Below are 17,917 nucleotides of genomic sequence, written 5' to 3'. Positions count from 1 at the left end.
AGGTGACTCAGGCCGCGGCGACGCCGAGGAGCTCGCGCAGCTCGCGCACGGCGGTACGGCCGGCGCGGTTGGCGCCGACGGTGCTCGCCGACGGGCCGTAGCCCACCAGGTGCACGCGCGGGTCGGCGACGACGCGGGTGCCGTCCATGGTGATCCCGCCGCCCGGTCCGCGCAGGCCCAGCGGGGTCAGGTGGTCCAGGGCCGCCCGCCAGCCAGTGCACCAGAGGATCACGTCCGCTGCCCGCCGCTCGCCGTCCGCCCACGCGACGCCCCCGGCGGTGAGCCGCTCGAACATCGGCAGCCGGTCCAGCACGCCGGCCGCTCGGGCCGCCGCCAACGCCGGCGTCAGGGCCAGCTCGGTCACCCGCACCACCGGCTCCGGGGGCAGGCCCGCCCGCACCCGCTCGTCCACGCGCGCCACGATCTGCCGCCCGTAGTCCTGCGTGAACGGGCCCTCCCGGAACACCGGCTCGCGCCGGGTGACCCAGGTAGTCGCCGCGGCCACCTCGGCGATCTCCATGAGCAGCTGGACCGCCGAGGTGCCGCCGCCGACCACCACCACCCGGCGGCCGGCGAACTCCGCCGGGCCGCGGTAGTCGGCGGTGTGCAGCTGCCGGCCCCGGAACTCCGAGCGGCCAGGGTAGTGCGGCCAGAACGGCTTGGTCCACGTCCCCGTGGCGTTGATCAGGGCCCGGGTCGTCCAGGCGAGGTCGCCGGCCCGCACGGTCAGCCGCCCGCCCGGGCCGTCCTCGACGGTCTCGACCGACACCGGGCGCCGCACGTCCAGCTCGTACTCGCGTTCGAAGGCCGCGAAGTAGGCCGGCAGCGCCTCGGCCGCCCGTTCCTCCGGCGCCGGGGGCGGGAACCGCATCCCCGGCAGGTCGAAGATCCCGTGCACGGTCTCCATCCGCAGCGTCGGCCAGCGGTGCTGCCAGGCCCCGCCCGGCGCCGGGTTCGCGTCGACGACGACGAAGTCGAAGCCGGACCGGCGCAGGAAGTACGCGCTGGACAGCCCGGCCTGACCGGCGCCGACCACGACGACGTCGGTGTGCTCCATGTCCGGCACAACACCGCGAGCCGCCGCCGTGATCCCGGCCCGGGCCGAGATCACACACGCACCCGCCGGCTGGTGCCGACGGGTGCGTGCGGGTCCCGCCCGGGTCAGAAGACCCAGACGCCGTAGAGGTTCAGCCCCGGGACGAGCGGCTGGAAGTAGCTGTAGCCGCCACCCATGCCGGAGGTGATGCCGACCCCGATGTCACCGGCGAACCAGGCGCCGCCGCTGTCACCGGGCTGGACGTAGGCGGTGCTCTCCGCCATGTTGTAGACGCAGCCCTGGGCGTAGCAGATGGTCAGGCCCGTGGCGGTGACGGTGCCACAGGTCAGGCCGGTCGTGCTGCCGCTCTTGCACACCGACAGGCCGGCGTACGGGTCGGCCGCGTTGGTGATGTCCTGGTAGCCGCCGTTGTAGAGGTTGACGTCACCGGGCTGCGGCAGGCCGCCGTCGTTGCGGATCAGGCCGTAGTCCTCGCCGGGGAAGTTCTCCGCGATCGAGGGGCCGTAGTAGGCACCGTTCGCGTCGTACCACTGCGAGATCGCCTCGGTGCAGTGGCCGGCGGTGATCCCGGTGTTGCCGGTGGTGTTGAAGCCGAGCGAGCAGCGGCCGGCGCTGCCGGTGATCGCGTCGCCGCCGGAGATCGTGGTGGTGAACGAGCCGTCCACCCGCTCGGTCCGCACCATGTCGCCGAACCGCGTCGCCGTGGCGGTGAGCGTGTCGACCTTCGCCGCCGCGGCGGTCTCGCCGATCCGGACCACGACCTGGTTGGCCGCGACGTCGATCCCCACCGCCGTGTCGGCCGGCTGCACCTTGCCGAGCGCGTCCCTGGCGGCCTCGAGCTCGGTCATGCTGTGGTCCACGACCTTGGCCGTCGCGCCGGCCGCGCGGACCGTCGCCACGTCGTCCCGGTCGACGACGTTGACCACGACCGTCGCGGAGGCGCGGTCGAGGTACATGCCCGCCGAGTCCTCGCCGACCTGTGCGACGGCCTTCTCGCCGGTCTCGACCAGCCCGGGCTGGGCCGAGAGCAGCTCGGTCGCGTGGTCGGCGCCCAACCCGTCGGCGGCCAGCGAGTCGATCGCCGCGGCGGCGACGGGCTCGCCGTAGCCGGCGGGCAGTGCCTGGGCGGTGGTGGTGGCCAGCGGCACCAGGGCCGCCGCCGCGGCGAGGACGCCGAGGGCTTTACTCCAAGGGAGTTTCATGAGTAGGGATTCCCTTCCCCGAGAGAGAATGTGAGGAAAATTCAAACCAGCACCGACGACGTTAGGAATCCGCCGCTCGCCGCACCAGCGACCAGAAGGGTTCCGCTGCGACGGAGTTGGCCGCGCGGAGCGTCATTTTCCTGGCCTCCCGTCCTACTACCGGAGGAGTCGCCCGCCGAACGGCCCCGACCTCCGGACGACGGTCCGCGAACCCCCGCCGAAGGTCGTGAGCCGAACGGCGCAGCTCCCGCTCAGCAGGTCTCGGCGTACCGGCAGGCGACGACCGACGGCCGCTCCACCGGTTCGCCGCTCTGGATCGACCAGGCGAGCCGGACGTACTGGGCGTGCGTCCAGGCGAGCGGGGTGGCCGAACCGGTCCCGGTGCCCGGGCGGGCGTTCGCCGGCGCCGGCGGGCGGTTGTCCCACACCTGCTCGGGCAGCATCAGGCCGCTGTTCGCCGTCGCGGCGATCGTGGTGAGGCGGGAACGGGCGGCGGCGGGCCGCCCGGCCAGCAGCTCGTACTCGCCGCGCTCGCCCGCGAAGATCGGCCAGAGCCGGCCGTAGGTCCGGGTCGGCGTCGGCCAGTTGACGTTCCACGGCCGACCGTCGGCCGTCTCGCCGAAGCCGTCGCTGGTGAAGCGGTGCCACAGCCGGCCGACCGGGGTCAGCTCGGACAGCTCCCGGTCCACCACCGACACCGTGTTCGCCACGGTCGGGTCGTCGGCGGGACGCACGCCCAGGCGGACCAGCTCCAGGAAGCTGGGGTCGACGACCGTGCGCTGGTCGACCTCGCCGACGTTGTTGTCGCCGAGGTTGTAGGTCGTGCCCTGGTTGGGCCGGCCGTCCTTGGTCAGGCGGAGGTAGTACGGGTCGGGGGAGAGCGGGCCGTTGCTCGTCGCCGTCCAGGCCTCCACAGTGGACGCCCACTGGTCCGCGACCGCCAGGTACCGCCGTGCGCCGGCCTCGTCGCCGGCGCGGGACAGCAGGTCCGCCAGGCACACCAGACCGGCGACCGCGGAGGCGATGGTCGCGGGGGAGTAACCGCTCTGGTTCTCCCAGCGCTCCTGCTCGGTCCACGGCGCCCGGTTGCCGTCCTGCTCGTAGTTCACCAGGAACTCGGCCGCGCGCCGCAGGCTATCCAGTGTGGACTCGTCGGTGCGGTCGAGCAGCCAGGCCAGCAGCATCGGCGCGGCGGTCTCGTCGAGCTGGACGCTGGTCCAGTACGGCTCACCGGTGACCCGCGTGTTCTGTGCCAGGTGACCGTCGGGCTGCTGCTGCACCTCCAGCATGAAGTCCAGCGCCCGCTCGGCGCCGCCTCGGTCGCCCGCGGCGATCAGCGCGGTCGCGACCTGGTACAGGTCCCGCGGCCACACCAGGGCGTAGGAGCCGAACTCGGGGGCGAGCTGACGGTCGAAGCCGAAGGCCCACGGAAACCCGGGCGCCGCGATGTAGCCACCGGGGTTGCGCTTGTCCTCGGTGGCCGCCAGCACCATCAGCGAGCTGCGGTAGACCTCTCGCTCGTGCCGCGTGCCGACACTGGCCGGCGGCCGGCGCAGGCGGTTGAGGTAGGACTCCCAGCCGTGTGCGTAGGAGCGCGCCGCGGCGGCGAAACTCCCGGCGAGCGAGCGGGCCGCGGTCCGCTCGGCCTCCCGCGCCGAGGCGCCGAAGCCGAGGACGAGGGTGTCGCTGCGGTGCCGGACGCCGTCGAGGCGGAGCTTGCCGGTCTGCACGACGTTGCCCGGCCCGGCCGCCCGGTACCGCCAGTCCATCCGGTGGTCGCGGGCCAGGTCGGTCCAGCCGTCGCTGGTGCCCAGGTAGCCCGACGACGTCGCCGCGAAGCCGCGGCGGGACGCCACCACGCTGCTCGCGGCTGCGTCCGAGGCGACAAGGCCCGCGCCGCTGCGCGCGGTGTCGTCGCCGCCCTCGCGGGACAGCGCCGGGTCGTAGAGGACGTAGGCCTGCAGCGGGCGGCGGGAGCGGAGCGACACGTCCACCAGGACGCTCGCCCGGCGCGGATCGGTGACGTAGGTGGTCTCCGCGGTCCAGCCGGTACCCCGGGCGACCTGCCGGAACGTGAGGCCGCGCCCGCGCACCGGCTCGGTGCGGACCGAGACGTCCTGGGCGCGTTCGGTGAACGTCCGGCCGTCGGTCACCACCAGCTGGAGCTCGCGCACCGCGGGCGTGCTCAGGTCGGGATAGAAGACCTCGGTCATCCGGCCGCCGCCGAGGGTGAACCACACCGGGCTCGCCGCGCCGCCGCGGGCCGTTCCGAAGCCTTCCTTGTCCGCCGGCTGGTACACCGCCGGTGCGCCCGGACCCCCCGGCGCGTCGGGTCCGGCCGCGGTCGCGGGCATGGCCGTGCCCGCCAGCACGGTCGCCGCCAACGTCCCCACCAGCATGGTTCTGCGATGACGCATGTCAGCTCCCTTTCTGGCCGGGCGGCACGACACACCCACGGTGCCGCAAGTCGGTCGCGTCCGCACGACGACCACCGAGTCCTTTATGGACCCGTTTGAAATCCGACCCGCCGGGGAAGCCCGCTCTCGCACCGGAGGAGGTTTCATGCCCAGAGTGGGTTGGCACGCCTCGCACGAGCAGATCGCGCCGAGCAAGCTGTTGGACGACGTCGTACACGCGGAGCGGGCCGGGTTCGCCGCCGCCTGGTCCTCGGACCACTTCTCGCCCTGGAGCGAGCGGCAGGGCGAGTCGGGCTTCGCGTTCTCGTGGCTCGGCGCCGCGTTGGCGAGGACCGGCTTCCCGATCGGCATGGTGAACGCGCCGGGGCAGCGCTACCACCCGGCGGTCGTGGCGCAGGCGGTCGGCACGCTGGCCGAGATGTTCCCCGGCCGGCTCTCGGTTGCCCTGGGCACCGGCGAGTTCTCCAACGAGCACATCACCGGCGAGCCGTGGCCGGACAAGCCGACCCGCAACGCCCGGTTGCGCGAGTGCGTCGACATCATCCGCGCGCTGCTGGCCGGCGAGGAGGTCACCCACCGCGGCCTGGTCCGGGTGGACCGGGCGCGGCTCTGGACGCGGCCGGAACAGCCGCCCCGGCTGCTGGCGACCGCGGTGAGCGCGGAGACCGCCGGCTGGGCGGGGGAGTGGGCCGAGGGCCTGATCACCATCTGGCAGCCGGCGGAGACCCTGCGCCGGGTGGTGGACGCCTTCCGCGACCGCGGCGGGGACAAGCCGCTCGCGTTGCAGGTCCACGTGAGCTGGGCGCCCGACGAGGACGAGGCGCTGCGGATCGCCCACGAGCAGTGGCGCACCAACGTCTTCGAGGCCCCACTGTGCTGGGACATCGCCACCCCGGCCGAGTTCGACGCGGCGGCCAAGCACGTCCGACCCGAGGACATGCACGCCGGTGTGCTCATCGCGAGCGACCCCAAGCGTTTCGTGGAGTGGCTGCGTGAGGCGGCCGACCTGGGATTCGAGGAGATCTACGTGCACCACGTCGGCCAGGAGCAACGGGCCTTCATCGACTGCTTTGCCGAGCACGTCCTGCCGGAGCTGCACGGATGACCGGCAAGCGCACCGCGACGAGCGACCTGTGGTGGAAGAACGCGGTCATCTACTGCCTGGACGTGCAGACGTTCTTCGACACCAACGGTGACGGCTGCGGCGACCTGGTCGGCCTGACCGAGCGGATCGACTACCTCGCCGGCCTCGGCGTCACGTGCCTGTGGCTGATGCCCTGCTACCCCTCGCCCGAGCGCGACGACGGCTACGACATCAGCGACTTCTTCACCGTCGACGAGAAGCTCGGCACCCTGGGCGACTTCGCCGAGATGCTGCGCACCGCCCAGGACCGGGGCATGCGCGTGATCATCGACCTGGTGGTGAACCACACCTCCCACCAACACCGCTGGTTCCGCTCCGCCCGCAAGGGTCGCGACGCGCCCTTCCACGACTACTACGTCTGGCAGGACGAGAAGCCGGAGGCCTCCGAACAGCTGGTGTTCCCGGGCGAGGAGGTGTCCAACTGGGCCTGGGACGAGGACGCGGGCCAGTGGTACTTCCACCGGTTCTACTCCGAGCAGCCCGACCTCAACACCGCGAACCCGGCCGTGCGCGACGAGATCGCCAAGATCGGCGGCTTCTGGCTGGCGCTGGGCGTGACCGGCTACCGGATCGACGCCGTGCCGTTCCTGCTGGAGGAGGCCGCCGGTCCGGAGAGCGAGCACAAGGACCCGCACAACCTGCTGCGCGAGCTGAGCCGGTACCTGAGCCGGCGACGCGGTGACGCGGTACTGCTCGGCGAGGTCAACCTGCCCTACGAACAGGCCACGGAGTTCTTCGGCACCAACGGCGACGAGCTCAACATGATGTTCAACTTCCCGTTGAACCAGGCCATGTACCTCGCGCTGGCGCGCAAGGACGTCGCACCGATCGTGAAGGCGCTGAAGTCGATGCCGGAGATCCCGGCGGAGTGCCAGTGGGCCAACTTCGTGCGCAACCACGACGAGCTGAGCCTGGACAAGCTCTCGGACTCCGAACGGGCCGAGGTGTTCGAGGCGTTCGGCCCCGAGGAGGACATGCAGCTCTACGGCCGCGGCCTACGCCGCCGGCTACCGTCCATGATGGACGGCGACCAGGCGAGGATCCGGCTGGTCTACTCGCTGATGTTCTCCCTGCCCGGCACGCCGACCCTGTTCTACGGCGAGGAGATCGGCATGGTCGAGAACCTCGAGATCGAGGGCCGCCTCGCCTGCCGCACGCCCATGCAGTGGACGGCCGGGACCCACGCCGGCTTCTCCTCCGCCCCCGACGGCGCCCGGCTGTGCCGGCCACTGCCCGAGGACCAGAGCGTCAACGTCACCGACCAGCGCCGCGACCCGGACTCGCTGCTCAACTGGATGGAACGGGTGATCCGCCGCCGCAAGGAGTGCCCCGAGCTGGGCTGGGGCACGGTCACGGTACTCACCGACAAGGGCGCCGCGCTGGTCCACCGCTGCGACTGGGACGGCGCCACGGTCGTCGCCGCCCACAACCTCGGCGACAAGCCAGCCAAGATCACGTTGCCGAAGGACGACGGCTGGACGGTGCTGGAGGACCTGCTGGGAACCCAGGACGCCAAGCCGGGCGAGCAGATCACCCTCGAACCGTACGGCTACCGCTGGCTCCGCCCCCGCTCCTGACGGCAACGACGGAACATCGCCGCAAGAACGTGGCAGCCCGGGCACGGTCCCCTGCGCGGGAGCGTGCCCGCTGCTACGTTCGCCGCCAGTCCGGTAGCGGGAGGTACCTGAGTGGTGGCACGACGCAATCGCCGCGCGCTGGCGGGGAGGCGCAAGTCAGCCGGTTTCACCCAGGAGAGCCTGGCCGAGGCGCTGGGCGTCGACCGGTCCACGGTGATCCGGTGGGAGGCCGGCCAACACGAGCCGGTGCCCTACCTGTGGCCGAAGTTCGCGGAGCTGCTCGGCATCAGCCGGGACGAACTCGCCGAGCGAGCTGCTCACGATCGAGGAACACACGGTCCCGTCCGCGGATCTGGCGGTAACGTGGGACGACATGAGGCGCCGCACGCTGATGAAGTGGGGGGTGGCCACGACGGCGGTGGCCGGGCTCGGTGTGGGGGCCGGCACCACCGTCGGTCTCGCCGATGTCCGGCGGCTGCGCGACTCGGCCGCCCGGTTGCACGGCCTGGACCAACGCCACGGCGGTGAGACGATCTGGCGGGCCGCGCTCGACCACGCCCGGGAGGGCACGGGCCTGCTCGAGTACGGCAGCTACAACAGCATCGTCGAGCGTCAGCTGCTGGCCGCGACCGGCCGACTTCAGGTCTGCGCCGGCTGGCTCGCGCTCGACGCCGGGGAACACCGGCTCGCGCGCATCTGCCTGGGGGAGGCACTCGTGCTTGGGCGCCAGGCGAGGGACCCGATCGTGGAGACGAGAGCCCTGTCCAACCTCGCCTTCCAGGCCAACGTGCTCGACCGGCCGCGGGAGGCACAGCGGTTCGCTCTCGGTGCCGAGCAGGCAGCGACGGGCAGTGGCGCGCCGGCCTGGCTCGCCGCCATCCCCCAGCTGCGCCTCGCCGAGAGCAGTTCCGGCACCGGTGACGCGCGCGACGCGGATCGAGCCATCGGCCGGGCCTACAGCGCGCTCGAACGCGACAGCGACACCGCCGGGGAGGAGTGGGCCGTCTTCCTCACCCCGGCGGAGGTCGACTGCGTCGCGGCCACCTGCGCCCTGAAGTTGGGACGCGGCGCCGAGGCCGAGCGGCTGCTCGAACGCACCATCGCCGGCTACGAGCGACGAATGCCGCGCAACCTCGCGACCTGGCGCGTCCGCCTGGCCGGCGCCCGTCTCGATCGCGGCGCCGTGGACGGTGCCGCCGAGACCGCGCACCAGGTGCTCGACGACCTGGCCGGGCACGTCGCCAGCTGGCGCGTCACGTCGAAACTGGACGACATCGCCACCCGGCTGGCCGCCTTCCCCGACGTCCCCGAGGCGAGCGCGTTCGTCGACCGCTACCGTGCCGCATGAGTTCTGACGCTGACCTGGTCCGGTACGACGGGCCAGGCCTGCGCGCCCGGAAGGACGACCTGCTCGAGGTCTACCGGGAGGCCTACGCCGAACGGCTCGACGACCCGTTCTTCTCCCCGGACCGCTTCTGGGAGCGCGTCGAACGCGGCAGCCACCGCGAGGCTGTCCGGCTGGTCACCGCGGACGTGGCGGGCCGGCTGGTGGGTTTCACCCTGGGCGCGGTCCTGCCCACCGACAGCGCGTGGTGGCGCGGGCTGACCACCCCGGCCGACCCCGACCTGGTCCGCGAGACCGGCAGCCGGACCTTCTGCATCAACGAGCTGATGGTCCGCCCGGACTGCCGCCGGCGGGGTTACGCGGCGGCCCTGTCCGCGGCCCTGCTCGACGGGCTCTCGGTGGAGCGGGTGGCGCTGCTCGTCCGACCCGAGAACACGCCGGCCCGCTCCGCCTACCTCTCCTGGGGCTTCCGCGTCGTCGGCCGGATGCGGCCGTTCCCCGACTCGCCCCTGTACGAGGCGATGGTGAAACAGCTGTAGTCAGCGCTCCTCGCAGCGGATCTCGGGAACGGGGCGGGCCTGCGCGACCGTGTCGATGTTCATGCCGACCTTCACCTCGGCGCCCGGCTCGATGGACACGTTGTAGGGGGCGTTGTCGACGGTGACCGCGTTGCCCTCCTGAACCCGCTGGCCGTTCCACAGGTTCTTGATCTGCTGCCCGTCGGGCAGGGTCCAGGTCAGCCGCCAGCCGGTCAGGGTGGTGTCGCCCTGGTTGGTCACGGTGACCTCCGCCCCGTAGCCCTCCTGCCAGGAGTTGGTCACCCGGAAGGTGGCCAGGCAGGTCGCGCGCGGCGGGGCGGTGGACGAGGAGGCCGGTGGGGGCGCGCCGGACGAGCCGCCGCCGGCGTCGCCGCCGCTGGGCTCGTCGTCGCCGGCGATGAGGATGCCCACGACGACCCCGGCCGCCACCAGCGCCGCGGCGAGGACGGCCGCGACCACCGCCCGCCGGGACATCCGCCGCCGGGGCATGGTCAGCGTCGGGTTCGGGCCGGCGGGGATGTTCGTCGGGCGGCCCCTGGCCGCGGCGGCGAGCACCTCGTGGGCCGCGTGCATGGTCGGGCGCTGGGCCGGGTCGGGGTTGAGCAGCCAGAGCAGCGGGCCGGTCAGCACCCCGGCGTTGCGCGGCGGGTTGAGCTTGCCGGCCGCCACCCGGTGCAGCATCGCGATCGCGTTCTCGTGGATCCCGAACGGCGGCATGCCCTCCAGGACGGCGTAGAGCGTCGCGCCGAGGGAGAACACGTCCGAGCGGAAGTCCGCGTCGTCGCCGCGGGCGACCTCGGGCGCCAGGTAGGCCGGGGTGCCGGCGAGGATCCCGGTGGCGGTCACCGACACGTCACCCGCGGCCCGGGAGATGCCGAAGTCGGTGATCTTGGCTGTGCCGTCGGCGGTGATCAGCACGTTGTCCGGCTTGACGTCGCGGTGGACGATGCCCGCCTCGTGCGCGGCGGCCAGCGCCGCGGCGAGCTGCGCGCCGATCGCGGCCGCCTCCCGCGGCGAGCCGACGCCCCGGTCGGCCAGGCTCTCCCCGTTGAGGAACTCCATCACCAGGCACGGGCTGGACTCGTGCTCGACCACGTCGTACACGGCGACGGCGTTCTGGTGGCGCAGCCGTCCGGCGTTGCGCCCCTCGCGCATCGCCCGCTGCGTCGCCTCCTCGGCCTCCGCCGGCTTGGTCCGGTCCAGCCGCAGCTGCTTGACCGCCACCTGCCGGTCGAGCCGCGTGTCGTGGGCCTTCCAGACCACGCCCATGGCCCCACGGCCGACGAGCGACACGATCCGGTAGCGCTCCCCGATCAGGTCACCCGGTTCCACGCGCGCAACGCTAGCGCGCCGCCGCCGGTCCGGGTCCAGCCACACCGTCCCGGGAGGCCGCGACCGCCTCGATCTCCGCGCTGATCGCCGGCCACAGCTCCCGGGGGACGTCGTGGCCCATGCCGGGGTAGCCCACGAACCGGGCGCCCGGTATCGCCGCCGCGGTCGCCCGCCCGGCCCGCGGCGGCTGCGCCGGGTCGGCCTCGCCGTGCAGGACCAGCGTCGGCACCCGGACGCCGGCCAGCTCGGCGCGGCGGTCACCGGCGGCGCGGACCGCGGCGACCTGCCGCCGGCTCGCCGCGAGGTCGGTGCGGTGGGCGAAGGACTCCGCACCCAGCCGGCGCAGCCACGCCTCGTCCGGCGGGTAGCCGGGGGAGCCGATCAACCGCATCAGCCGCACCAGCTGCTCGCCCGCGGCGGCCGGACCCGCCGGCGTTCGGGCGGACAGGACCAGGTACCGCAGCACGAGCCCGAGCCGGCGCGGGTCCACCCGCACGCGGTGGTCGGGCGCGGAGGACATCGACGTCAGGCTGAGCACCCGCTCGCCGTGCCGGGCGGCCAGCACCTGGCCGACCATCCCGCCCATGGACTGGCCGACGACGTGTGCCGCCGGCCAGCCCAGCGCGTCGAGCACGGCCAGCGCGTCGCCCGCCATCTCCGCCAGCGTGTAGCGGCGGGTGGCCCGGGAGGACCGGCCCGCGTCCCGGTTGTCGAACCGGGCCACGTGGAAGCCACGATCCACCAGCGCGGCGCAGAACCCGTCCGGCCAGGCCGCCATCGGCGCGGTGAAGCCGGTGATCAGCAGCAGCGGCCGGCCCCCGGCCGGGCCGACGGTCTGGTAGGCGATCTCGATGTCGCCGTTGGAGGTGGTCGCGACGCTCACCCGGCGAGCGTATGGCCGCCGGGCTCGCTCCGGGTCGCGGTCGCCTCGCGGTCCGGCGGAGCTGCGGAGGCCGACCGCGCCGGACCCCGGTAAGGTCCCCTGCGTCCGCACGAACGGGAGAGGTCCATGGTCAGCGCGGCCGACGTCGCGGCGGCGGCGAAGCGGTTCGCCGGGGTGATCCCGCCGAGCCCGCTGCAACGCAACCAGCGGCTCTCCACCCGGTACGACCTCGACGTCTGGCTCAAGCGCGAGGACCTCAACGCCGTCCGCTCCTACAAGGGCCGTGGGGCGTTCACCTTCGTCAGCGAGCTCACCCCGGCCCAGCGCGAGCGCGGCGTCGTGTGCGCGAGCGCGGGCAACCACGGCCAGGGCGTCGCGTTCGCCTGCGCCGCGCTCGGCGTTCCCGCCTGGGTGTACCTGCCGCGCACCACGCCCCGGCAGAAGCGGGACCGGGTGGCCTTCCTCGGAGGCCGGCACGTCCAGGTCGTGGTGAAGGGCGACACCTACGACGACGCCGCCGCGGCGGCACGCGACCACGCCGACGAGAGCGGCATGACGCTGATCCCCGCGTTCGACGACCCGCGCACGATCGCCGGCCAGGGCACGGTCGCCAAGGAGGTCGTCGAGCAGCTGGGCCACGCCCCGAGCGTCATGGTGGTGCCGGTGGGCGGCGGCGGCCTGCTGGCCGGGACGCTGGCCTGGTTGGGCTCCTCCGGAGTCGAGGTGGTCGGCGCCGAACCGCTCGGCGCGGCGAGCATGGCCGCGGCCCTGGCCGCTGGCCGGCCGGTGCCGCTGGAACACCTCGACCCGTTCGTCGACGGCGCCGCCGTCCGCACGGTCGGTACCCACACCCACGCGCTCGCCGCGCGGTACCGACCCCGCCTGATGGCGGTGCCCGAGGGGCAGATCTGCGTGGAGATGCTGGACCTCTACCAGTCCGACGGCATCATCAGCGAGCCGGCCGGCGCGCTGGCGCCCGCGGCACTCGACCTGCTCGACCTGCCCCGGGGGGCGACCGTCGTGTGCGTGCTGTCCGGCGGCAACAACGACGTGAGCCGCTACGCCGAGATCGTGGAGCGGGCCCTCGTGTTCGAGGGCCGTAAGCACTACTTCCTCGTCGAGTTCCCGCAGGAGCCGGGGGCGCTGCGCCGCTTCCTCGACGACGTGCTCGGCCCCGACGACGACATCACGCTGTTCGAGTACGTCAAGCGCAACAACCGGGAGACCGGGCCGGCGCTGGTCGGGCTCGAGCTGGGCAGCCCGGAGAACCTCGAGCCGATCCTCAAGCGGATGGAGAACGTGCCGCACCGGATCGAGCGGGTCCCGCCGGACAGCCCGCTGTTCACCTTCCTGGTCTGAGCCGCTGGGTATCGGAGCCCGCTCGGCGCCCTCCTGTAGGGAAAGTACGCAGGGGGGTGAGGGCCGTGGAGCTGACCGTGTGCCCGGAATGTGGAAGGCCGGCGGAAATCCTGTGGCGGGCGGTGATGCCGAGCACCGACGGCCTGGTCGAGCACGCGAAGATCCTGTGCATCGACCGCCACTGGTTCCTGCTGCCGACCGCGACGCTCGGCCTCGACCCGGGGGGACGCGAGATCGGGTCGTGGTGGTGACGCCGAGAGCTGATCCGCTCACAGCAGCGAGACCGGCCGACGGCGCTCCGGTCCCGGCATCGTCGGGGCATGACGAACGACGACAGGCGACCGCTGTTCGACCACCGGCTCCGGGAACGGTTCTACAGCCAGCGCGTGCTGGTGCTCGACGGCGTGCTCGACGACGACAACGGGACGGTGCTCGCCACCCAGCTGCTCTCGCTGGCGAGTGAGGACCCGCGCAAGGACATCGCCCTGTGGATCCACTCGCCGGGCGGCTCGGTGCCGGCCATGCTCGCCATCCGCGACGTGATGCGGCTCGTGCCCTGCGACGTGGCCACGCTCGCGCTGGGCCTGGCGTGCAGTGCCGGGCAGTTCCTGCTCTCCGCGGGCACCCGCGGAAAGCGCTTCGCCCTCCCGCACGCCAGGATCCTCATGCACCAGGGCTCGGCCGGGATCAGCGGCTCGGCCGTCGAGGTGGAGGTGCAGGCCGACGACCTGCGGCACACCAGGGACACCGTGCTGGCGCTCATCGCCGAGGACACCGGCCAGCCGGTCGAGCAGGTCTTCGCCGACTCGCTGCACGACCGCTGGTTCACCACCGAGCAGGCACGCGAGTACGGCTTCATCGACCGCGTCGTGGACAGCCTCGACCAGGTCGTGCCCGTCCGCACCCACGAACTGGGCCTGGGGGTGCCCGCGTGAGTACGTACACCATTCCCAACGTGATCACGCGCGGCCTGGGTGGCGAGCGGATCATGGACGTCTACTCGCACCTGCTGTCCTCGCGGATCGTCTACCTGGGCACGGCGATCGACCCGGGCGTGGCGAACGCGCTGATCGCCCAGCTGCTGCACCTGGAGGCGGAGAACCCCGACCAGGAGATCAACCTGTACATCAACTCCGAGGGCGGCGACCCGTCCGCCATGCTCGCGCTGTACGACACGATGCGCTACATCAAGGCGCCGGTGGCGACGACGTGCGTCGGACAGGCGGTCGCGGCCGGCGCGGTCCTGCTGGCCGCCGGGGAGGCCGGTCGGCGGGCCGTGCTGCCGCACACCAGGGTGGTGCTGCACCAGCCGGCCGCGCAGGGCCGCGGCACGATCCCGGACCTCATCCTCCAGGCCGACGAGGTCATCCGGGTGCGCACCCAGCTGGAGGAGATCCTCTCCGCCCACACCGGACGCGACGTGGCGGACCTGCGCCACGACACCGACCGGGACCGCGTGTTCGACGCGGCGGGCGCGGTGGCCTACGGGCTCGCCGACCACGTCCTGGACCGGCGGAGCTGACTCAGGCGGCCAGGAGCACGGGACCCGACGTCCGGCGCCCGGCCGCGGTCCGGCGCCGGACGTCGCCCGCGACCTGGGCGAGCAGGTCGGCCAGCCGGACGCCGAGAGCCCCGGTGACCGCGGCGATCATCTCGCTCGACGGCTCCTTGCGACCGCGTTCGACCTCCGACAGGTACTGCGGCGACATCCCCGCCCGCTCCGCCACGTCGACCAGGCGGTCGCCCTGCTCCTCCCGGACGGCGCGCAGGGCGCGGCCGAGAGCCTCCCGCCACAGCGGCTCCGGCTCCCGAGCCTTGACCGCCGCGCGGTTCTGGTCGAAGGGGAGGATGTCGGCCATGCGGTCATCGTCGCACCGGGTCGCCCGCCGGTGCGACGGTTACGCTCCGGGCGGAACACCCGGTCGCGGGCGGCAGCTCACCTCGACGGAACGCGGCCGGCGATACGCCCATGAACCGGCGGAACTCTCCGCTCAGGTGCGACTGGTCGGAGAAGCCGAGGGTCGCCGCGAGCTCGGCCAGCGGGCGGCGGGGGGAGTCGGCGAGCACGGTGCGCAGCCGCTCGATCCGGGCGAAGTGCTTCGGTGACAACCCGACGTCGTCGGCGAACACGGTGCGCAGGTGGCGTTCGCTCACCCCGAGGCGCCGCGCGACGCCCGCAACGCCCTCGGTACCGGTGGACAGCAACGTGACCGCGTCGCGCAGCAGGGTCTCCCGCGGCGTGGTGGCGGTCGGCAGCGCGTGGGTGAGCAGGTGTGCGAACGACTCGGCGGGGGACACCGGCGGCCGGAACACGCCGAGCGGCAGGATCCGGTCGACGAGCTGGCCGGCGGGGCATCCGAGCAGACGCGCGGCCCGACCCGGGCGGAGGGTGGCCCGCGCACACCACAGTCCCGGCTGGCTCACGTGGTACGAGGCGCGCGTGCGGGGACCGACGACCACCAACTCGCCGCCCCGGCCGGGCGCGACGCGGAGCACCAGCCGCGTGGCGTGGTCGGGCTCGTCGACCACCGGGTGCCCCGGTGCGCGGTCCTCGACCGTGGCGACGTCGAGATCGCTGATCCACTCACCGAGCTCCGCCGGCACCTCGAGTGCCTGCTCCCGCACAGCCATGCCGCCACCGTAGACGCCTCCGCCGTGGCCGAACGTGCCGAAATCTCCAAGCTCTCGCCGACGACCGGGTGGCAGCGTCGCGGACATGATCCTGGTAACCGGTGCCACCGGCACCGTCGGAACCCACCTCGTACCCGCGTTGACCGCTCGGGGAGCAGCCGTGCGCGCGATGACCCGTGACCCCGCGGCCGCCCCGGTCGCGTCCGGCGTGGAGGTCGTCCGCGGCGACTTCGACGACCCGGCGTCGCTGGCGGCGGCCGTGGCCGGGGTACGGGCGGTGTTCCTGCTCACCGCGCCGCCGACGCCCACGCCGGACCACGACCTGGCGATGCTGGCCGCCGCCCGGGCCGCGGGGGTGGCCACCGTCGTGAAGCTGTCCGCGATCGGCACCGGCGAGACCGTCGACGGCCGGACGGTCGGAGCCTGGCACCTGCGGGCCGAGCAGGGCCTGCGGTCCAGCGGCCTGGCCTGGACGGTGCTGCGACCCTCCAGCTTCGCCTCGAACCTCCTCGCGTTCGCGGACACCGTCGCCGCTGGCGGGCCGGTGCCGAACCTGACCGGGACGGCGAGGCAGGGGGTGGTCGACCCCCGGGACGTGGCAGCCGCCGCGGCCGAGGTGCTGACCGGTCGGGGCCACGAGGGCCGGACCTACACCCTGACCGGTCCGGAGCCGATCGGCGTTCCCGACCAGGCGCGGGTCCTGTCCTCGGTCCTGGGCAGGACGGTCACCACCGTCGACGTTCCCCTCGAGGTCGCCCGCGAGCAGCTGCTGGGATCCGGCACCGACAGGGCCGCTGTCGACGCGATCCTCACCGGGGTGGCCTGGGCGAGGGCCGGGCACAACGCGGTCGTGACCCAGGACGTGCCACGGCTCCTGGGACGCCCGGCCACCACCTTCGCCGCCTGGGCCAACGACCACCGGGACGCGTTCGGCGCGCGGAACCCGTCGGGCAGCGCGCACGTTGTCTCCTAGTGCGGATGATCGTGATCGGTGGCGGCGTCGGCGGGCTTGTGCTCGGCCGGGCGTTGCGTGACGCCGGGGCCGAGGTGCTCGTGGCGGACCGGGACAGCCGTGCCGAGGACACCGGTGGGTACCGGCTGCACCTCGACGCCACCGCCTGCGAGATCCTCGCCAGGCGGCTGCCCCCGGCGGTGTACCAGGCGTTGCTCGCGAGCTCCGCCGGCCCCGGCTCGTTCCAGCGGTTCACCTTCCTCGACCACCGCCTGCGGCCGCTGCTCCGGATACCGCGACCGGGTGACGGTGACAACCTGCTGATCAGCCGGATCGCGCTGCGCACGCTGCTGTGCCACGGCCTGGACGACGTCGTCGCGTTCGGCCGCGAGTTCACCCACCACACGGTGCACGACGGCGTGGTGACAGCCCACTTCGCCGACGGCACGACGGAGACCGGCGACGTCCTGGTCGGGGCGGACGGCGCGCGCTCGCGGACCGCCTCCGTGCTCGCCGGCCGGCCCACCGCCCGCCGGCTGCGGGCGAACGGGTTGGCCGGCCGCACGCCCATCGGCGGGGACACCGTGGTCCCGCCGGAGCTGCGGGTGGGCCCGGCGTTCGTGTTCGGCCCGGGCGGAACGATCGTGTTCCTGTCCGCACACGACCCCGCCACCGCGAGCGTGGACGCCGCGGCCTGCCGCGAGGTGCCCCCCGTCGTCGACCGGCCGTTCCTGCTGTGGGGCATCACCACCGTCCGCGACCTGCCCTTGGACGCGCGGCCGGACGTGCACCACGAGCTCGCCCGGTATCTGCTGCGCGACTGGTCGCCGGTGCTGCGCGACCTGGTGGCCGCGGCCGACCCGGCCTCGGTGACCGCCTTCCCGTACTACGCGGCCGACCCGGAGACCGACCTCGTTCCCTGGCCGGCTGGCCCGGTCACCGCCCTCGGCGACGCGGTCCACGCGATGCCGCCGACCGGCGGCCGCGGTGCCATCACGGCGCTGCGCGACGCCGACCTCCTGGCCGAGGAGCTGACCCGGGCGCTGCGCGGCGAGACCACCGTCCCGCTGGCCGTGCACGCGTACCAGCAGCGGATGCCCGAGTACGCCGTCGACGCCGTGCGGGAGTCGCTCCAGCCGCTGCGCTGGCAGCTCAGGCTCCGCAACCCCGCGGTGTTCCAGCTCGGCCGGCTGGCGCTGTCCGCCGGCAGCGCCGTCCGCCGCGCCTGAGGTTTTCGGCACGCTCCGCCGGGGTACGCGACAGGGGCGATGGGAAGGAAGCAGAACCCCTCGGTCGACGCGGTCTGGCTCGAGGAGACGACCGGCCAGGGAGCGGTGAAGGGAGGGGATCCACGACAGGGGGACCCCCCGTGAAACCCCGATCTTGGGTGGGGTAGAGTTCCTTCTCGTACCAAAGAGCGGCGGATACAACCTCCGCGTGTTGTTTGAGAACTCAACAGTGTGCCGATAAATGCTAGTG

17 protein-coding genes and 1 pseudogene are annotated in these 17,917 nt (G+C 73.4%); 11 read left to right on the top strand and 7 right to left on the bottom strand.

Going from position 1 to position 17,917, the window contains the following annotated elements; translation table 11 throughout:
- Positions 1–7 precede the first annotated feature (7 nt).
- The 3 genes from BU204_RS07620 to BU204_RS07610 form a co-directional block, all read right to left on the bottom strand.
- Positions 8–1,057 (bottom strand): FAD-dependent oxidoreductase, encoded by a 1,050-nt coding sequence (locus BU204_RS07620; RefSeq protein ID WP_075124868.1) that lies wholly within the window; start codon positions 1,055–1,057, stop codon positions 8–10.
- Between the two features lie 104 nt (positions 1,058–1,161).
- Complete coding sequence (locus BU204_RS07615) at positions 1,162–2,259, bottom strand: S1 family peptidase (RefSeq protein ID WP_075124867.1); 1,098 nt, start codon at positions 2,257–2,259, stop codon at positions 1,162–1,164.
- Between the two features lie 251 nt (positions 2,260–2,510).
- A complete protein-coding gene (locus tag BU204_RS07610) occupies positions 2,511–4,676 on the bottom strand; it encodes a glycoside hydrolase family 15 protein (protein WP_075124866.1) in 2,166 nt (721 codons plus the stop codon).
- 145 nt (positions 4,677–4,821) lie between these two features.
- On the opposite strand from BU204_RS07610, the gene BU204_RS07605 reads away from it, so the two are divergent.
- The 5 genes and pseudogenes from BU204_RS07605 (at position 4,822) to BU204_RS07585 (ending at position 9,281) form a co-directional block, all read left to right on the top strand.
- Positions 4,822–5,781, top strand: coding sequence for a TIGR03885 family FMN-dependent LLM class oxidoreductase (locus tag BU204_RS07605; protein WP_075124865.1), 960 nt, complete (start codon positions 4,822–4,824; stop codon positions 5,779–5,781).
- Positions 5,778–7,397, top strand: a complete 1,620-nt coding sequence (locus tag BU204_RS07600) for an alpha-amylase family protein (RefSeq protein ID WP_075124864.1) — start codon at positions 5,778–5,780, stop codon at positions 7,395–7,397. The genes BU204_RS07605 and BU204_RS07600 overlap by 4 nt, the downstream gene beginning before the upstream one ends.
- Before the next feature lie 111 nt (positions 7,398–7,508).
- Positions 7,509–7,694, top strand: a pseudogene (locus tag BU204_RS41860) (helix-turn-helix transcriptional regulator); the annotation flags it as partial.
- Positions 7,695–7,770: 76 nt separating this feature from the next.
- Positions 7,771–8,745, top strand: coding sequence for a hypothetical protein (locus BU204_RS41855; RefSeq protein WP_269844631.1), 975 nt, complete (start codon positions 7,771–7,773; stop codon positions 8,743–8,745).
- Complete coding sequence (locus BU204_RS07585; RefSeq protein WP_075124861.1) at positions 8,742–9,281, top strand: GNAT family N-acetyltransferase; 540 nt, start codon at positions 8,742–8,744, stop codon at positions 9,279–9,281. Before BU204_RS41855 ends, BU204_RS07585 begins: the two co-directional genes overlap by 4 nt.
- Here BU204_RS07585 and BU204_RS07580 read toward each other — a convergent pair whose 3' ends face one another.
- Together BU204_RS07580 and BU204_RS07575 are read right to left on the bottom strand one after the other, a co-directional pair.
- Entirely contained in the window at positions 9,282–10,613 is a 1,332-nt protein-coding gene (locus BU204_RS07580) for a protein kinase domain-containing protein (RefSeq protein WP_143229352.1), read from the bottom strand. It abuts the gene before it with no gap.
- Between the two features lie 10 nt (positions 10,614–10,623).
- Positions 10,624–11,496 (bottom strand): alpha/beta fold hydrolase, encoded by an 873-nt coding sequence (locus BU204_RS07575; RefSeq protein ID WP_075124859.1) that lies wholly within the window; start codon positions 11,494–11,496, stop codon positions 10,624–10,626.
- 126 nt (positions 11,497–11,622) lie between these two features.
- On the opposite strand from BU204_RS07575, the gene ilvA reads away from it, so the two are divergent.
- From ilvA to BU204_RS07560, 4 genes are all read left to right on the top strand, one after another.
- Positions 11,623–12,855 carry a threonine ammonia-lyase IlvA gene (ilvA, locus tag BU204_RS07570; RefSeq protein WP_075124858.1) on the top strand — a complete coding sequence of 411 codons (1,233 nt, stop codon included), beginning with the start codon at positions 11,623–11,625 and terminating at the stop codon, positions 12,853–12,855.
- Between the two features lie 65 nt (positions 12,856–12,920).
- Positions 12,921–13,106, top strand: a complete 186-nt coding sequence (locus BU204_RS38940) for a hypothetical protein (RefSeq protein ID WP_143229351.1) — start codon at positions 12,921–12,923, stop codon at positions 13,104–13,106.
- A gap of 69 nt (positions 13,107–13,175) precedes the next feature.
- Positions 13,176–13,790 (top strand): ClpP family protease, encoded by a 615-nt coding sequence (locus tag BU204_RS07565; protein WP_075124857.1) that lies wholly within the window; start codon positions 13,176–13,178, stop codon positions 13,788–13,790.
- Positions 13,787–14,377, top strand: coding sequence for a ClpP family protease (locus tag BU204_RS07560; protein ID WP_075124856.1), 591 nt, complete (start codon positions 13,787–13,789; stop codon positions 14,375–14,377). The genes BU204_RS07565 and BU204_RS07560 overlap by 4 nt, the downstream gene beginning before the upstream one ends.
- Before the next feature lies 1 nt (position 14,378).
- Here BU204_RS07560 and BU204_RS07555 read toward each other — a convergent pair whose 3' ends face one another.
- Entirely contained in the window at positions 14,379–14,714 is a 336-nt protein-coding gene (locus tag BU204_RS07555) for a helix-turn-helix domain-containing protein (protein WP_075124855.1), read from the bottom strand.
- A 4-nt stretch (positions 14,715–14,718) separates the two neighbouring features.
- On the bottom strand, positions 14,719–15,486 hold the full coding sequence (locus tag BU204_RS07550; RefSeq protein WP_075124854.1) for an AraC family transcriptional regulator: 768 nt from the start codon (positions 15,484–15,486) through the stop codon (positions 14,719–14,721).
- An 85-nt stretch (positions 15,487–15,571) separates the two neighbouring features.
- Here BU204_RS07550 and BU204_RS07545 point away from each other — a divergent pair, with 85 nt between their 5' ends.
- Positions 15,572–16,459, top strand: a complete 888-nt coding sequence (locus tag BU204_RS07545; RefSeq protein WP_075124853.1) for an NAD(P)H-binding protein — start codon at positions 15,572–15,574, stop codon at positions 16,457–16,459.
- Between the two features lie 5 nt (positions 16,460–16,464).
- Positions 16,465–17,667 (top strand): FAD-dependent oxidoreductase, encoded by a 1,203-nt coding sequence (locus BU204_RS07540; RefSeq protein ID WP_143229350.1) that lies wholly within the window; start codon positions 16,465–16,467, stop codon positions 17,665–17,667.
- The last annotated feature ends 250 nt before the right edge of the window (positions 17,668–17,917 follow it).

Source organism: Actinophytocola xanthii (assembly GCF_001921205.1).
Classification (GTDB): Bacteria; Actinomycetota; Actinomycetes; order Mycobacteriales; family Pseudonocardiaceae; genus Actinophytocola; species Actinophytocola xanthii.
Note: the sequence above shows the minus strand (reverse complement) of the source record. Positions and strands in the feature narration are given on the sequence as shown.

Excerpts from the sequence above, each read along its gene's own strand:
- BU204_RS07605 (WP_075124865.1), top strand. The coding sequence starts at position 4,822 with ATGCCCAGAGTGGGTTGGCACGCCTCGCACGAGCAGATCGCGCCGAGC.
- BU204_RS07545 (WP_075124853.1), top strand. The coding sequence starts at position 15,572 with ATGATCCTGGTAACCGGTGCCACCGGCACCGTCGGAACCCACCTCGTA.
- BU204_RS07550 (WP_075124854.1), bottom strand. The coding sequence starts at position 15,486 with ATGGCTGTGCGGGAGCAGGCACTCGAGGTGCCGGCGGAGCTCGGTGAG.
- BU204_RS07600 (WP_075124864.1), top strand. The coding sequence starts at position 5,778 with ATGACCGGCAAGCGCACCGCGACGAGCGACCTGTGGTGGAAGAACGCG.
- BU204_RS07620 (WP_075124868.1), bottom strand. The coding sequence starts at position 1,057 with ATGGAGCACACCGACGTCGTCGTGGTCGGCGCCGGTCAGGCCGGGCTG.
- BU204_RS07585 (WP_075124861.1), top strand. The coding sequence starts at position 8,742 with ATGAGTTCTGACGCTGACCTGGTCCGGTACGACGGGCCAGGCCTGCGC.
- BU204_RS07565 (WP_075124857.1), top strand. The coding sequence starts at position 13,176 with ATGACGAACGACGACAGGCGACCGCTGTTCGACCACCGGCTCCGGGAA.
- BU204_RS07615 (WP_075124867.1), bottom strand. The coding sequence starts at position 2,259 with ATGAAACTCCCTTGGAGTAAAGCCCTCGGCGTCCTCGCCGCGGCGGCG.
- BU204_RS41855 (WP_269844631.1), top strand. The coding sequence starts at position 7,771 with ATGAGGCGCCGCACGCTGATGAAGTGGGGGGTGGCCACGACGGCGGTG.
- BU204_RS07540 (WP_143229350.1), top strand. The coding sequence starts at position 16,465 with ATGATCGTGATCGGTGGCGGCGTCGGCGGGCTTGTGCTCGGCCGGGCG.
- BU204_RS07610 (WP_075124866.1), bottom strand. The coding sequence starts at position 4,676 with ATGCGTCATCGCAGAACCATGCTGGTGGGGACGTTGGCGGCGACCGTG.
- BU204_RS07555 (WP_075124855.1), bottom strand. The coding sequence starts at position 14,714 with ATGGCCGACATCCTCCCCTTCGACCAGAACCGCGCGGCGGTCAAGGCT.
- ilvA (WP_075124858.1), top strand. The coding sequence starts at position 11,623 with ATGGTCAGCGCGGCCGACGTCGCGGCGGCGGCGAAGCGGTTCGCCGGG.